General features: G+C 63.3%; 11 protein-coding genes, 1 tRNA gene and 2 rRNA genes (1 of these 14 running past the window's edge). 7 read left to right on the plus strand and 7 right to left on the minus strand.

Annotated features, from left to right (window positions below):
• The 3 genes from JT720_RS06005 to JT720_RS06015 form a co-directional block, all read left to right on the plus strand.
• A 23S ribosomal RNA gene (locus JT720_RS06005) occupies positions 1-785 on the plus strand; it begins 2006 nt to the left of the window's first position.
• A gap of 108 nt (positions 786-893) precedes the next feature.
• Positions 894-1008: ribosomal RNA gene (gene rrf, locus JT720_RS06010) — 5S ribosomal RNA — on the plus strand.
• Positions 1009-1118: 110 nt separating this feature from the next.
• Positions 1119-1195, plus strand: a tRNA-Met gene (locus JT720_RS06015).
• Here JT720_RS06015 and JT720_RS14225 read toward each other — a convergent pair.
• Positions 1152-2897 carry a recombinase family protein gene (locus JT720_RS14225; protein ID WP_419555391.1) on the minus strand — a complete coding sequence of 582 codons (1746 nt, stop codon included), beginning with the start codon at positions 2895-2897 and terminating at the stop codon, positions 1152-1154. The genes JT720_RS06015 and JT720_RS14225 overlap by 44 nt on opposite strands.
• 922 nt (positions 2898-3819) lie before the next feature.
• Between JT720_RS14225 and JT720_RS06030 the strand changes: the two genes are divergently transcribed.
• From JT720_RS06030 to JT720_RS06045, 4 genes are read left to right on the plus strand one after another with little or no spacing between them, the layout of a single operon-like run.
• On the plus strand, positions 3820-4665 hold the full coding sequence (locus JT720_RS06030; RefSeq protein WP_205480033.1) for a metal-dependent hydrolase: 846 nt from the start codon (positions 3820-3822) through the stop codon (positions 4663-4665).
• A 5-nt stretch (positions 4666-4670) separates the two neighbouring features.
• Complete coding sequence (locus JT720_RS06035) at positions 4671-5207, plus strand: 2,4'-dihydroxyacetophenone dioxygenase family protein (RefSeq protein ID WP_419555392.1); 537 nt, start codon at positions 4671-4673, stop codon at positions 5205-5207.
• Positions 5204-6253 (plus strand): zinc-binding dehydrogenase, encoded by a 1050-nt coding sequence (locus tag JT720_RS06040; RefSeq protein ID WP_205480036.1) that lies wholly within the window; start codon positions 5204-5206, stop codon positions 6251-6253. Before JT720_RS06035 ends, JT720_RS06040 begins: the two co-directional genes overlap by 4 nt.
• Positions 6250-7125 carry an alpha/beta fold hydrolase gene (locus JT720_RS06045; RefSeq protein WP_205480038.1) on the plus strand — a complete coding sequence of 292 codons (876 nt, stop codon included), beginning with the start codon at positions 6250-6252 and terminating at the stop codon, positions 7123-7125. The genes JT720_RS06040 and JT720_RS06045 overlap by 4 nt, the downstream gene beginning before the upstream one ends.
• On the opposite strand, the gene JT720_RS06050 is transcribed toward JT720_RS06045, so the two are convergent.
• From JT720_RS06050 to JT720_RS06075, 6 genes are all read right to left on the minus strand, one after another.
• The gene (locus JT720_RS06050; RefSeq protein ID WP_336511948.1) at positions 7082-7930 is read right to left on the minus strand and encodes an alpha/beta fold hydrolase; all 849 of its coding nucleotides are present in this window, start codon (positions 7928-7930) and stop codon (positions 7082-7084) included. The genes JT720_RS06045 and JT720_RS06050 overlap by 44 nt on opposite strands.
• A complete protein-coding gene (locus tag JT720_RS06055) occupies positions 7906-8361 on the minus strand; it encodes a MaoC family dehydratase (protein ID WP_205480041.1) in 456 nt (151 codons plus the stop codon). Before JT720_RS06055 ends, JT720_RS06050 begins: the two co-directional genes overlap by 25 nt.
• Positions 8362-8365: 4 nt before the next feature.
• On the minus strand, positions 8366-10579 hold the full coding sequence (locus JT720_RS06060; RefSeq protein WP_205480043.1) for a TonB-dependent receptor: 2214 nt from the start codon (positions 10577-10579) through the stop codon (positions 8366-8368).
• 127 nt (positions 10580-10706) lie between these two features.
• Positions 10707-11495, minus strand: coding sequence for an enoyl-CoA hydratase/isomerase family protein (locus JT720_RS06065; RefSeq protein ID WP_205480044.1), 789 nt, complete (start codon positions 11493-11495; stop codon positions 10707-10709).
• Positions 11492-13063, minus strand: coding sequence for an AMP-binding protein (locus JT720_RS06070; protein ID WP_205480045.1), 1572 nt, complete (start codon positions 13061-13063; stop codon positions 11492-11494). Before JT720_RS06070 ends, JT720_RS06065 begins: the two co-directional genes overlap by 4 nt.
• Positions 13064-13127: 64 nt before the next feature.
• Positions 13128-13763, minus strand: coding sequence for a TetR/AcrR family transcriptional regulator (locus tag JT720_RS06075; protein ID WP_205480046.1), 636 nt, complete (start codon positions 13761-13763; stop codon positions 13128-13130).
• Between the last annotated feature and the right edge of the window lie 77 nt (positions 13764-13840).

Genomic DNA, 13840 nt, shown 5'->3' on the forward strand with positions numbered 1-13840 from the left:
GGGAAACAATTGTGTAGGATAGGTGGGAGGCTTTGAAGCTCGGGCGCCAGCTCGGGTGGAGCCACTGGTGAAATACCACCCTGTTGTTTTCTACAGTCTAACCTCGCACCGTTATCCGGTGCAGGGACCCTCTGTGGCGGGTAGTTTGACTGGGGCGGTCGCCTCCTAAAGAGTAACGGAGGCGCGCGATGGTAGGCTCAGGACGGTTGGAAACCGTCTGATAGAGTGCAATGGCATAAGCCTGCCTGACTGCGAGACTGACAAGTCGAGCAGAGACGAAAGTCGGTCATAGTGATCCGGTGGTCCCTCGTGGAAGGGCCATCGCTCAACGGATAAAAGGTACGCCGGGGATAACAGGCTGATAACCCCCAAGAGCTCATATCGACGGGGTTGTTTGGCACCTCGATGTCGGCTCATCACATCCTGGGGCTGGAGCAGGTCCCAAGGGTTTGGCTGTTCGCCAATTAAAGTGGTACGTGAGCTGGGTTCAGAACGTCGCGAGACAGTTTGGTCCCTATCTGCCGTGGGCGTCGATACTTGAGAGGAGTTGCCCCTAGTACGAGAGGACCGGGGTGAACATGCCTCTGGTGGACCTGTCGTCGTGCCAACGGCGCAGCAGGGTAGCTATGCATGGACGGGATAACCGCTGAAAGCATCTAAGCGGGAAGCCTCCCTCAAGATAAGGTATCATCGAGCCGTGGAAGACCACCACGTTGATAGGCCGGGTGTGGAAGCGCAGTAATGCGTGGAGCTAACCGGTCCTAATTGCTCTGTTCGCGCTTGAGAGTCCCACCATCATCGACAGTTCTGTCGGTGGGGTTGACCTCAGCTAGATGACGCCAGTTAAGGTCAGCACGATTTCTAGAACTTCCGCTTTGACGCCAGCTTCATAGCTTGGTGACCATAGCGCCTGTGACCCACCCGATCCCATCCCGAACTCGGCCGTGAAACCAGGCAGCGCCGATGGTACTCCAGCTCAAGCTGTGGAAGAGTAGGTCGTCGCCAGGCTTTGCAGCTGGCGTCAGAACGGAAGAACCCATTCACATGTCATACGCCGCTGCTGGCCCATGCTTGCAGCGGCGTTCTTGTTTTCGGCGCGCGTACAGCGTTGAAGGTGGCGCGGGGTGGAGCAGCCCGGTAGCTCGTCAGGCTCATAACCTGAAGGTCGCAGGTTCAAATCCTGCCCCCGCAACCAACGGTGTCATACGGCCCCCAGCCACAAGCTGGGGGCCGTTGCCGTCTCTGGCCTGCCTAGCTTTGCTCAAGGGCTGAGACGCCGTCTGGGCAAATTCGATCATTCGGAACAGGTCTCCGTGCAGTTCAAGCTCGAGCGGCTCTTGGCGGCCGGAAGAAGGCTGAATGACAACTTTCTCGATCACCGAGCGGATCGTTTCGCGTGCTCGCGCAGCGTCATCCCCAACCAGGCAGTGCTCAATCTCTGTTACTGCCTTCTCGTAGATCTTAGCGTAGTTTGCCGGGAGCTCGATCACCTCAGCGATCGGAGTGGCGTCGAGCTCTTTGCGCAGGCGCTCTTCCTCAAGTTCCAGGTCCTTCAGACGCTGCACTAGCGCCTTCGGCACATCGTCATCGCCTTCGATCTGGCGAACGATTTTCCGGATTCGAGCCTCAAGATCGTTGAGATTGTGCTCGGCAGACTTTCTAGCCTGCTCCCGTTGCGAGTTTGCGTGCGCGAGCTCCTTCTGAAGCATCCGAGCAAAGCGAGCGATCAACTCCGGGGTGAGAAGCTTGCGCTTCAAACCGGCGAGAACCCGTCCTTCAAGCTCAACAGTGGTGATTGAGCGCTTGTTGAGGCAGGCACCCTTCCGAAGGTTGACCCGACAGCGCCAGCGGCCTCCGCCAGAAGCGACATACTGAGCACCGCAGCCTCCACAGAAGACCAGCTCCGAGAGAAGATATGTCGGCCGCTTGGCGCCAGCTAGCGGGTTCTTGTTGAACCCGAATTTGTGATCCCGCCGCGTGCGCTCGAGTGCCTGTCGCGCTTTGACGCCGTTCCAAAGGTCGTCCGAGATGATCCGCAGCTCCGGCATCATGGTAACTTTCCAGAGACTTCGGTCATTGTCCCTGGGGCGGCGTTTGATGCCACCTTTGCCGTCCGGCTCCTCAACATAGCGGCGGCGGTTGAAGATGCGCTCGCCGATATAAAGTCGGTTATTGAGAATGCCTTCACCCCGTTCGACGTTGCCGGATAGCGTTGAGGGGTTCCAGCCGATGCTCGACTTCTTCCGCTTCATCGCGGCCCCCGGCGGAAGAACACCCATCCCGTCGAGGTGAGCGCAGATTTGCCTCAGGGAGAAGCCGTCCGCATACATTTGGAAGATTGTGCGAACGAGGTCCGCACTCTCAGGATCGATGACGATGCTGTCTTCCACGGTGCCGTTCGGTAGCGTCGAGGTGACCTCGCGCTCATACCCAAGGGTGCGGCCGCCAGTGAAGCCGCCACGCTCCGCCTTGCCCACCAAGCCGCGTCGGGACCAATATGCAATCTTCTTGCGGTGTGCCTCGCTGATGATGCCCTTGAAGCTAAACAGCAGGTCATCGATGGGTCCGCCACCAACCAAGGTATGCAGCACCACATCTCGTCGGGCGTAGAGCTTCTTCAGAAACTGAAGATATTCCTCGTCACGTCCAAGGCGATCCACATCCTCGATGATCACGACATCGACTTCGCCGGCATCCACGGCCCGGATCATTGCTTGAAGCCCCGGCCGTGCCATCGTAGCTCCGGTAATCGCGTCGTCAGAGAAGTAGGCCATTAGATCCATGCCCTTCTCGCAGGCGTAGGCGGCTATATTCCGCCCCTGGTCGGCCGTTGAGGTGGAAGTCTGCTTTTCATCGCTGAAGCGACCGTAGCCGATGGCCCGTGGTTTACGTATCATCACCGGTCCTTTTCTAGGCTCGCGACCGCGATCTGCTCGGCCAGCAGTCGGCGGACAAGCAGCGACACAACCGCATCCAGCATGCTTTCCAACAAGCTGCTGAGCTCAGCGGCGGATCGCGGAGGAGACTCCCACTGAGTGGCGGTGCTGGAGTCTACCGTTGGCCAGGGCGTGAAATGACCAACCGGGAGAATGCGAGAGGCGGACGCCTCGACACTCAAGATCGAAGGTGGGAGGCAGGCGGCTAAAGCTTCGTCTTCATCGCCAATGGGAGGAAAGAACTTCTCGTGACGCACGCTCTCGGACCTTCAGCCGTACTGTCGATGGCGTCAGCATCGACATGATCCCCACGAGGGGAGGCTTGGGTCCTGGTCCAACCGCGCCAGGGTCGAAAAGGTAGGGGAGGGTGCGCCCCTAACGATCTACGAGGACTGCGCCTGAGCACACAGCCATCCTGTTCCTAATGCCAAGGGCCGCAGCGTCCTACCCAAGGCAGTAGGAACAAACTAAGTACGGGTTGCGATCTTGTCTATGGCTAAATGAGCAAGGCGTTATCGAGCTGCTCTGGCCTGCACTGCGAAGCAGGACACCTCGGCCGCCGCAAAGTCGTCTTGCACGACTTTATGACGTCGCCGAAATTGCGAGGACGGGCAGGGGATGCCCGGCTCGACGGGGTAGGCGATCGCGTCTGCTAAGCGCCCAAGGCGGACATAATGGACCGGCACAGTGCACCATTTCGTCTCCTCCTCTCTGAACATCTGTTCAGGCTTGCTAGCAATGCCAGCAAGTCCCCGTGTGGCAAGGTGTTCAAAGGTAGCGATAATGCATCTGTCCACCTCTTTAGCCCGCTTGATCCCGGCTGAACGGGTGTTTAGTAGATACGAGGCAGGCCGGTGGAGGAGACCGGTCGCGGAGACTCGCAATGGCTGAGATGACGATCCGCAAAATGGCGTTCGAGTTCACGCCGGAGATGCAACGGGTGTTCATCAAGAACGACCCGGCGATGAGCTACACCTTCCTCGGCGCGTGGATGATGCTCCCCTACCTGGAGCCTTACCTCATCCGCACCATGCGCCAGGCCTTGCCGCACGTGCAGGACCCGCAGCTGCGAGACGACCTGCGCATGTTCTGCGCGCAGGAGGGTGAGCACTACAAGCAGCATGCCCGCGCCAACGACATCATCCGTTCGGTGAACCCCGGCTTCGCGGGGTTGAGCGCGCTCGAAGAAGAGCTCGACGCCGAGTACAAGGGGTTCTCGAAGGACAAGCCGCTGCTGTTCAACCTCGCCTACGCCGAGGGCTTCGAATCGATGACCAGCGCAGCGTCGACCGTGCAGCTCGAGATGGGCATGTACGACCGCGTCGACAGCCCGCTCGCCCACCTCGGCAAGTGGCATGTGATGGAGGAGCTGGAGCACCGCAGCGTCGCGTTCGACGTCTATCATGCGTGCGGCGGGACGTATCTCTACCGGCTCAAGAACCAGCTCTGGGCACAGGGGCATTACTTCAAGTGGGTGAAGCGCTTCGCTGACCTGATGCGGGAGGCCGATCCGGAGCTGTTCGCCACCTACGACAAACCCGAGATCGCGCGCGAGCGCAAGCGCTGGAATCGCCGCTACTGGCGCCGCGCCATCCCGCAAATCCTGAAGACCTACCGGCCGCGCTACACTCCGCGTGAGCTGCCCCTGACGGCGGAGTTCACCGCCGCACAGCAGCGCTACTCCGGCATGGCCAAGGGCTTTGGACGCATCAAGGGAGAGACGGTTTGAACGACATGACCAGCGCCATCCCGCCAGCCCTCGCCGAGTTCGCGGCGAAAATGGCAGCCAAGCCGATCATCCCGACGGACGCGGATGCCCCGACCTTGCACGTCGGCCTGGACGATCTGCCCTTTGCAGAGGCCGGCGACGGCAGCGCCATCCAGCTGCTGCATGTCGATCTCAACCAGGGGCTCTGGATTTCCAACACGCGGCTGCCGCCAGGCTACAAGGTGGTACGGCACTTCCATACCGGCCTGGTTTATGCCGTGACCCACAAGGGGCGCTGGTATTATGCCGAAACACCCGAGGCGGTGAGTTCGCCCGGGTCCTACCTGTTCGAGCCGGCGGGCTCGACCCACACGCTGATGACCCCGGCCGACCAGGAGGGCGATACGCTGGTTTGGTTCGCCATCTACGGCGCCAACGTGAACCTAGACGATGAAGGCAAGGTCGTGTCGGTGATCGATGCCCGCCGCGCACTGGAGCTCTACCGTGGTTACTGCGACGCGCTGGGCCTGAACTACGACAAGCTCATCGTGGTGGGTGAATGATGCGGGCTGCGGTGCTGCGCGACCGGCGGATCGCGGTCGAGGAGCGTGCGCGGCCGGAGCCTGGGCCGGGACAGGTGCTGCTGAAGATCAGGCTGTGCGGCATCTGCGGATCGGATCTGCACCTCGCCAAGCATGCCGCCGAGATCGCCAAGCTGGGCGAGGAGTTCGGCGCGCCGCCGCAGGACCTGTCGCGAGGGCTGATCCTGGGACACGAGTTCATCGGCGAGATCGCGGAGTTCGGGCCGGAGACAGCGCGAACGCTGCAGATCGGCGATCGTGTGGTGTCGGTGCCCTTCCTGCTCGAAAATGGCGTCCCCAAGCCGATCGGCGCCTCCGTCGATGTAGCCGGCGCTTATGCCGAGTACATGCTCGCCAGCGAAGCGCTGCTGCTGAAGGTTCCGGACGAGGTGCCGGACGAAGCCGCCGCTCTTGTCGAGCCTCTGGCGATTGCGTGGCACGCGGTCGCGAAGTCCGGGTTGCCGCCGGTAGACGCAGCGGCGGTGGTGCTCGGCTGCGGGCCGATCGGGCTGGCGATCGTAACCGTGCTGAAGATGCATGGCGTGGAGGGAATCGTCGCCAGCGACTTCTCGCCGCGCCGCCGCGAGCTCGCAACGACGTTGGGGGCGGCGCAGGCGATCAGTCCGAAGGATGGCAATGCTCTGGCTGCTGCAGCGGCAGCCTCTCCCGGCAAGCCGCTCGTCATCTACGACTGCACCGGCGCGCAGGGCGTGCTCGGCGTCGCGGTCCGCGATGCAGCGGCTGGAACGCGCATCGTGGTCGCCGGCATCGCCCATGGCGAGGAGACCATCAACCCGATGCTGGGGATCGCCAAGGAGCTGTCGATTCAATTCGTGGTCTACTACACGCCCGAGGAGTTCGCCGCGACGCTGCAGGCGGTCGCGGACGGGCGGCTGCAATGGCGGCCGCTGCTGTCGGCGACCATCGGGCTCAACGCGGTGGATGACGCCTTCCGCCTGCTCGAAGACCCGGAGCGGCACGCCAAGATCTTGATCGCGCCATGGAGCGACGCGGGCCTGCCTGCGTGAGCGACGCGATCACGCTGCACCATGGCGAGCTGGAGTTTCCCGCTCTTGCGGCCGGGGACGGTCCGGCAGTCCTGCTTCTCCACGGCTTTCCGGACGGGCCTGAAACTTGGGAGCATCAGCTCGAAGCGCTTGCGGGTGCAGGTCACCGCGCTATTGCTCCGACCTTGCGCGGCTACGCGCCCGAAGCGCAGCCTGCCGATGGTGACTACCATACAATCCGCATGGCGGAGGATGTGGTCGCTTGGGTCGAGCAGCTCGGCGGGCGTGCCCACCTGATCGGTCACGATTGGGGCGCGACGATCGGCTTTGCCGCGTGCGCGCTTGCGCCCGAGAGGTTTGCCAGCTTCAGTGCCCTCGCCGTGCCGCACCCGACCCGGATGGCGGAGGTGTCCGCGAGCGATCCGGCACAGCTCGCCCGTTTCCAGTACATCATGGATTTCCAGGCACCCGACGCGGAGAGCCGCGTGGCTGCCGACGACTTCGGCTATCTCGAAGACCTCTGGCGCGGCTGGTCTCTCGGCTGGTCGATCCCGGACCACGCGCTTTCAGCCATGAAGGCCCGGTTCGCCAAACCCGGCGTGCTGAGCGCGGCGCTCGCCTACTATCGCCAGGCCATGGACGTCGGCTCGGAAGCTGCGGCGGCAGGCCAGCGCTTGCTCGCGGGGCCATTCTTGGTCTCGACGCTGGGCCTTGCGGGCCGCGACGACGGCTGCATCTCCGCGGAAGTGTTCGCCGCCTCGATGCGTCACAGCGACTTTCCTGGCGGGCTGCAGGTGGAGGTGGTGGAGGGCGCAGGCCACTTTCTGCACCGCGAGCGCCCCGACGAGGTCAGCCGTCTGTTGCTCGAGTGGCTGAGCGCCCAGCATTCCTGAGCCGCTCAAGGAAGGGTAGCACTGCCGCCTCGAACGAGTCGGGTTGATCAAGGTGGGCGCAATGCCCGGCGTTCGGGATGACGAGCTGCTCGGCATGGGGGTGCGCCAATGCCAGAGCCTCCACTGCCGCAGCCAGAGCCTTGCCATTGCTGTCTTCCGCTCCGCGCACGAGCAGCACTGGCGCATCGACCCGGAACAATGGGTCAGGGTCGCTCGCCAGGAGCAGGGAACGCGTCATCGCCAGGAACCCGGACTTGCCCGAGGGCTCCATCGCCAGCTTGATGTGCTCCCGTGCTTCCGGTGCGAGGGCACAACGCTGCGCGAACTGCCGCTTCAACCTCGGCCAGCTCTTCCAGCCAAACAGCGCTGCCACGAGTGGCCTGACCAGCGATCGCGGGACTGTGGGTCGCGCGAGGAAAGGCGTGAAGCAGGCGTATGCGATCAGCCCCGCGACACGGTCCGGATGCCGACGCGCGAAGATCTGCGCCACTACTCCGCCATAGGAGAAACCGAGCAGCGCCGCACGATCAGCGCCTGCCGCTGCCATAACCGCCTCCAGCGCATCGCTCATGTGAGCAGCGCTCCAGTCGCCATGGGGAGCGGCGCTCGTCCCATGCCCCGGCATGTCCCAGAGGAGCACTCGCCATTCCGCGGCAAGCTTCTCCGCGAGCGGTGTAAAGTCCCGGTGATCGAGCGCCATACCGTGACAAATGGCGAGCCAGGGCGCGGCCTCCGGCCCGAGCACCCGGTACCGCACAGCCTCCCGACCCAAGGCGGCGGTCAGCAGTATTGCAACCCCAGCCACTCGGCGACGAGCGCCGGCCGCTGCTCGCCCTCGATCTCGATCGTGACCTCGGTGGTCACCAGCCAGCGCCCGCCGCCCTTGTCCGCGATGTCGAGCAGCTTGTGGCGCGCCCGGATGCGGCTGTTCACCGGCACAGGCGCGAGGAAGCGGACGCGCTCAAAGCCATAGTTCACCCCCATCGTGATCCCTTGAAGGACGACCGCTTCCTCCGGAAAGAGGCGGGTGAGCAATGACAAGGTGAGGAAGCCATGCGCGATGGTGCCGCCAAACGGGGTCTTTGCGGCTGCCTCCGGATCAACGTGGATGAACTGGTGGTCCTCGGTCACCTCGGCGAAGGCGTTGATCCGCTGCTGATCGACCAGAAGCCAGTCGGACGTGCCAAGTTCCTGACCGACCAGCATCTTCGCTTCCTCGGGCGTGTACAGCTTCATCGGTTCAGTACTTAAATCCGACGTTCAAACCGATGCGCCGCGGATAGAGAGCCTGCACGCCGGTGCTGGTAATGAAGACCGGCCCCTTCTCATCGAGCACATTGTCCGCGAAGAGCTGGAAGCGCAGGTGATCGTTCTCGATCCCTGCGCGAACTACCGCCTGGTCGAGCTTAGGGGTCAGCAATCCGGTAGCGAGATCGGACTGCCGGTTCCGGAATGAGTAGGAACCGTGGAGGCTGAGATCCCAGTCCGCGAAGACTGGCCGATTGTAGTTGGCCGCCACTGTGAACGTGCTTTTCGGCACGCCTGGTAGCCGGTTGCCATTGGTCGCGACGGGTAGGCGCGCCGTGAGCGCCGGGTCGACATTGCGGAATTTGGCGGAGTTCAGGTTGCCGACGAACTGCAGCGTCAGGTTTGGAACCGGAGTGCGCCACGTCAGCCCGAGTTCGATCCCCTTCAGGCGGGCATCGCCGCCGTTGAGCGTCGCAACGATCCCTCCGCTGGTCGTGAAGGGAAGTTGGATGTCCTTCCAGTCGGTCAGGTAAACGGCGCCGTCGATGGTGATTGCGCGCGAAGGGGTGCGGAGCTTCGCACCGGCTTCATAGGTCCACAACTGGTCGGGCTCGATGAGGGTAGACGTGGTGACGCCGTCGATCGAGGCGAACAGCACCTGCGCCTGCGTCTGCACCGATCCGCTGCGGAAACCCTTGGCAACGTTGATGTAGTAGTTCTGATCGTTCGTCGGCTTGTAGGCGAGGTTGAAGCGAGGGCTCCACGCCTTAAACTTGCCGGACCCGCTGCTCGTGAAAGTGATGCCGGGCGGGGTCAGGGTGGGGAAGACGATCGTCGTGCCGCTGGCCGCCCGCTTATCATGGAAGTAGCGCAGGCCGACCAGCGGGATCAGCTTGCCATCGAGCAATTCGTAGGAGGCTTCGCCGAACAGCGCGTAGGACTTGGTCGTCAATGGCGCGGTGGGCTGCGAGATCAGGGGCAGGAACAGGGTCGAGCCCGGAATGTCGAACGGGACGGTGAAATCGAAGCCCGAGCGGATCTTCGCATCGGTGTAGAGTCCGCCGACGATCCAGTCGAACGGTCCGCTCGCATCCGATACCAACCGCACTTCCTGGCTGAAGCTGCGACTCCTGAAGTCGGCGACGGCGCGAAGGTCGAGCGCAGGCGTGTTGAACGTGGTGTCGAAGCTCAGTCGGTGCTTCAGGTAAGACGTGCCGCTCTGCAGCGAGACGGGTCCGAGGTCCCAGTTCACCGAACCCGAGTAGAAGGTGGCGGTCACCCGGTTGAACGGGTCCGTGCCATGCACGTTCGGCAGGATCGGCGGGTCCACAGATACGAAGCCATTGTTGTAATCCTGGCTGTTCTTGATGTGCCACACGGACAGGACCGTTGTGATGTCCGACGTGGGGCGAAGCAGCAGCTTGCCGCGCACGTTCCAGCTGCGAGAGGGGTTGAGGTTCTTCTCACCGGGGCGGTCGCGCGCCTCGCCAAAACCGCTCAGTCGCTCATAGCCTCCGCTCAGCCGTAAGCCGGCTACGTCACGCGCAATCGGCACGTTGACGACCGCGTCCGTAGCATAGTTCGTGCCGCCGCCATCGGTGAACGAAAGCTCTCCTTGGCCGCGAACTTCAGAGTCCGTGGTGCTTGGCTGGGCAGTGATCAGCCGGATGAGACCGCCCATAGCCCCATTGCCATATAGGGTGCCCTGCGGTCCGCGCAGGATCTCGGTGCGTTCAAGGTCAAACAGGCGCGCCGGTGGCGAGATCTGCAGGTTGGGGATCGAGAAGACGACGTCGTCGATGTAGTAGCCAGTGGTTGTGTCGCCGACCGTGCCCGAGCTGATGCCGCGGATCTGGATTGTCTCAAACCCCGGAGCGGAGCGGGAGACGACGGACGCTCCCGGAATCAGGTTGACCAGGTCGGTTAGGTTCTGCCGGCCCGTCCGCTCAAGGGTCTCGCCTGTGACCGCCTGCACCGAGGCGGGCACGTCGATCAGGTTCTGCTGCCGCTTTTGCGCGGTGACAACGATTTCCGTTTCGTTGACCGGAGCGTCGGGCGCGGCCTCGTCATTGCTCGAAGGAGTTTGGTCCTGTTGTGTTGGCTGGGTGACCGCATCGGCCTGCGCCCACGCAGGCGTCGCACCCAGCAGAGCCAAACCAGATGCGGAAAGGGCAAGCACGCCCCGAGCCTTGTGCGTGAATCCCATCTAACCCCTCCTCCAAGGTCAAGCGCAGCGCGAAGCCAATTTGCAGGAGGCTAAACATCTGTTCAGTGTAGTGCAAGAGCTGCTGAACAGGTGGACAGTCCAAGCCATGCCTGGCCTGCGCCCGACTTTAATTGCCGGTGAACTGCCCCGCTCGCTTCTGCCTGAAAGCCGCGAGGGCCTCTGCAAAGTCGTCCGTGCGCGTGCCTAGTAGCCATTGGTCGGCGTCGGCGTGCATCACGGCCTGGTCGATCGCTCCGGCAAGTGCATTGACGCTGCGCTTGATCATCTGCACTGCCACCGGCGGGAGAGCCGCGTAGCGCTGCGCCATGACCAGCGCCGCTTCGTCGAGCGCCAATCGCTGCACCACCTCGTCAATGAAGCCCCATTCCGCGAGGATCGTTGCTTCGATCAGGTCGCCCGACATCACCAGCCGCTTGGCGCGCGCAGGGCCAACCAGGTGCACGGCCAGGGGGAGGGCATTCCACATCAGGTTGATGCCGAGCTTCACTTCACCGTAGCCGATCCGCGCGCCGGCCGCTGCAATGCGGAAGTCGCAAGCCGTCGCGATGCAGGTCGCCCCCCCAGTCGCGATGCCCTGAATGGCGCAGATGGTGGGCTGGTCGATCTCCTGCAGCGCGCGCATCAGGCGCGCGCCCTGACGAGCCGTTCGGCGCAGCTGCACGACGGCCGGCGGCTCGGCGCCACCACCTACGGAAGAGAGATCGGCGCCAACCGAGAAGTCCTCGCCCTCGGCCCGGATGATTACCGCGCGAGTATCGGGCTCGTCCCGAAAGCCTTCGGCCAGCCGCTCGAGCTGGACCAGCGACTCCGGCGTGAGTGCGTTGCGCTTGGCTGGCCGGTCGAGCGTGATAATCGCAATCGGCCCATCGCGGTCTAGGCGGAAGTCGCCGCTCATGCCGGCGTTTCCTCGCTCTGGAGTCGCCGCTTCAGCGCCATGCGATCGATCTTGGAGCTGGGCAGCAGCGGCAGGGCGGGTTCGAAGCTGAAGCTCTTGGGAATCTTGTAATTGGCCAACCTCTCCCGCAGGAACTCCTTCAGCTCATTCTCTTTCAGTTCCGTGCCCGCGACTGGAACGATGAATGCATGCCCGACCTCCCGATAGAGCTCGTGGCGCACCGGCAGCACCGCCGCGACGGCGACCTTTGGATGCTCCGCCAGGGCATTTTCGATCTCGGCCGGGTACACGTTGTATCCGCCCGACTTGTACATCTCCTTCAGCCGCCCGACGAAGCTGAAGTTGCCGTCCGGCCGCTTCAAACCAAGGTCCCCGGTCCTGAGCCAGCCGTCGCCGGTGAACGCCTCCCTGCTCGCCTGCTCGCGGCGGAAGTAACCCGACATGGTGAGCGGACCTTTGACCTGGATCTCGCCGGTCTCACCCACACCCGCTTCGCTGCCGTCAGCCCTCCCGATCCGCAGCTGGCAATAGGGAAGGGGCTTACCGAAAGTCTCGGCCATCACGGCCGGCGTGTCACCGAATGCGGTTGCAGTGACGATCCCGACCGTCTCGGTCTGACCATAGACGTTCGCCATCTTGATGCCGGTCGCAGCCACCGGAGCGATCAGCGGCTCCGGCGTGGTCCCGCCGCCGAACACCAGCAGCTTGTATCGTCCGAGCGCCTCGAGCCCCGCCGCCGGGTTCTGCGCGAACATGACGAAGGTGGTCGGGCTCGCAACGAGGTACGTCGGCCGTTCCGCGATCGAAAGCTGCGCGATCTCCGCCAGGTCGACGCGATGGTGGAAAACGATGCGCCCACCCGCTGCGAACACGTTCATGCACACATTGTTGAGCGCACCGACATGATTGATCGGCGCGGCGCAGATGGTGCACTCAAGCCCCTCGCCCATCCAATCCCGATTGATCAGCGCCGCCGCGACAATTGCCCGGTGCGACAGCATGGCGCCCTTGGGCTGCCCGGTCGTGCCGGACGTATAGACGATGACTGCCGTGTCGTCCGGGTGGACCGCTGCCCGGCGCGAGGCAAGCAGATCGTCCGCAACCGGCTGACCTTGCGCCGCAAATGAATCCAGCTCGTCGACCCTGACGAAGCGCTCGACCTTTGGCCCTGCCTCCGCGAGGTCTGCGACGTAGTCCCGGCCATCGTAGGGCGACCGAACGAAAACGATTCGCGGCTCCGCGTCGCCCAGCAGGTAGGCATATTCGGGCTTCTGGTAGCGCGGGTTCAGGCCCATCCAAATTGCGCCGATCGACGTCGCGGCGAGATATGTCAGCCAGAACTCGAGCGCCGGCGGAGTCATGATCGCGACCCGGTCGCCCGGCTCAACGCCGGCCGCGATCAAGCCCTTGGCGAGCTTATCGACCCGTAGGGACAGCTCGCCGTATGTCAGCCGAACCGCCCCGTCGACCACGGCCTCCCTGTCGGGGACCGCTGCCATGTGCTCGCTGAGCAGATCGTAGATGCGCTTGCCGGCGTAGATCGGCTGCGGCGATGCGGTATCCGTCACGTCTGCCCTCTTCCCTTTGCTGTTCAGCATAGGGGCAAGTGGCTCAACTGAGCAACTGTTCAGTTCAGCTCGGCTCGGGCCGGACTCCGCGAAACACGAGATCGACGTAGGCCCGGTGCCGCCGCCGCCACAGGGCGCGGTCGAAGCCAGAGCGCCCGAGCACCCGGTCCACGTAGGGCTCCAGCAGCAACGTACCCAGCTCGAGATACATGATCAGCAAGGGCAGCCACAGCCGATCAACATCGCCCCGCAGGCGGCCCTCGGCGTCCATCCGGTCGACACTGGTTCGAACGACCTGGTAGAATCGCTCGAATACGTGCCCGCCCCACTCGCTGCCTTCCAGAAGAGCGCGCCGCATGTATGCCTTGGACAGCTCCCAATCGTCGATATGGCGCTCGATCCAGGCTTCGATCCACTCGGCGACCGCATCGGCGTCAGCCTCGCTGCCGGACTCGCCCCGAGGCATGTATTCGAACAACACTTCTTCGAATTGCTTCAAGAAGTAGCGGTCGACCGCATCGCGGAGGCCCTCCTTGGAGCCGAAGTGGTGGTTGATGAGCCCCACCGAGACCCCGGCTGCCGAGGCAATGTCGCGGACGGTTACCCCATCGAAGCCCTTCTCCGCGAACAGGCGCATCGCGCCTTGGACCAGACGCTGCTGGCCGGCGGAGAACTCTACAACAGTGGCGGCCTTTGCCATCGGAACTCCATTTTGGGTGAGCCGGACTCTGGCCTGAACAGCCGCATTGCGCAACACTGAACACTTGTTTAGTTGAG

It is taken from the genome of Sphingomonas arenae, from assembly GCF_016924655.1.
Taxonomy (GTDB): domain Bacteria; phylum Pseudomonadota; class Alphaproteobacteria; order Sphingomonadales; family Sphingomonadaceae; genus Sphingomicrobium; species Sphingomicrobium arenae.

What these genes read in the sequence shown, in the direction of transcription:
- JT720_RS14225 (WP_419555391.1), bottom strand. Translation starts at nt 2,897, where the DNA reads ATGATACGTAAACCACGGGCCATCGGCTACGGTCGCTTCAGCGATGAA.
- JT720_RS06030 (WP_205480033.1), top strand. Translation starts at nt 3,820, where the DNA reads ATGGCTGAGATGACGATCCGCAAAATGGCGTTCGAGTTCACGCCGGAG.
- JT720_RS06035 (WP_419555392.1), top strand. Translation starts at nt 4,671, where the DNA reads ATGACCAGCGCCATCCCGCCAGCCCTCGCCGAGTTCGCGGCGAAAATG.
- JT720_RS06040 (WP_205480036.1), top strand. Translation starts at nt 5,204, where the DNA reads ATGATGCGGGCTGCGGTGCTGCGCGACCGGCGGATCGCGGTCGAGGAG.
- JT720_RS06055 (WP_205480041.1), bottom strand. Translation starts at nt 8,361, where the DNA reads ATGAAGCTGTACACGCCCGAGGAAGCGAAGATGCTGGTCGGTCAGGAA.
- JT720_RS06060 (WP_205480043.1), bottom strand. Translation starts at nt 10,579, where the DNA reads ATGGGATTCACGCACAAGGCTCGGGGCGTGCTTGCCCTTTCCGCATCT.
- JT720_RS06065 (WP_205480044.1), bottom strand. Translation starts at nt 11,495, where the DNA reads ATGAGCGGCGACTTCCGCCTAGACCGCGATGGGCCGATTGCGATTATC.
- JT720_RS06075 (WP_205480046.1), bottom strand. Translation starts at nt 13,763, where the DNA reads ATGGCAAAGGCCGCCACTGTTGTAGAGTTCTCCGCCGGCCAGCAGCGT.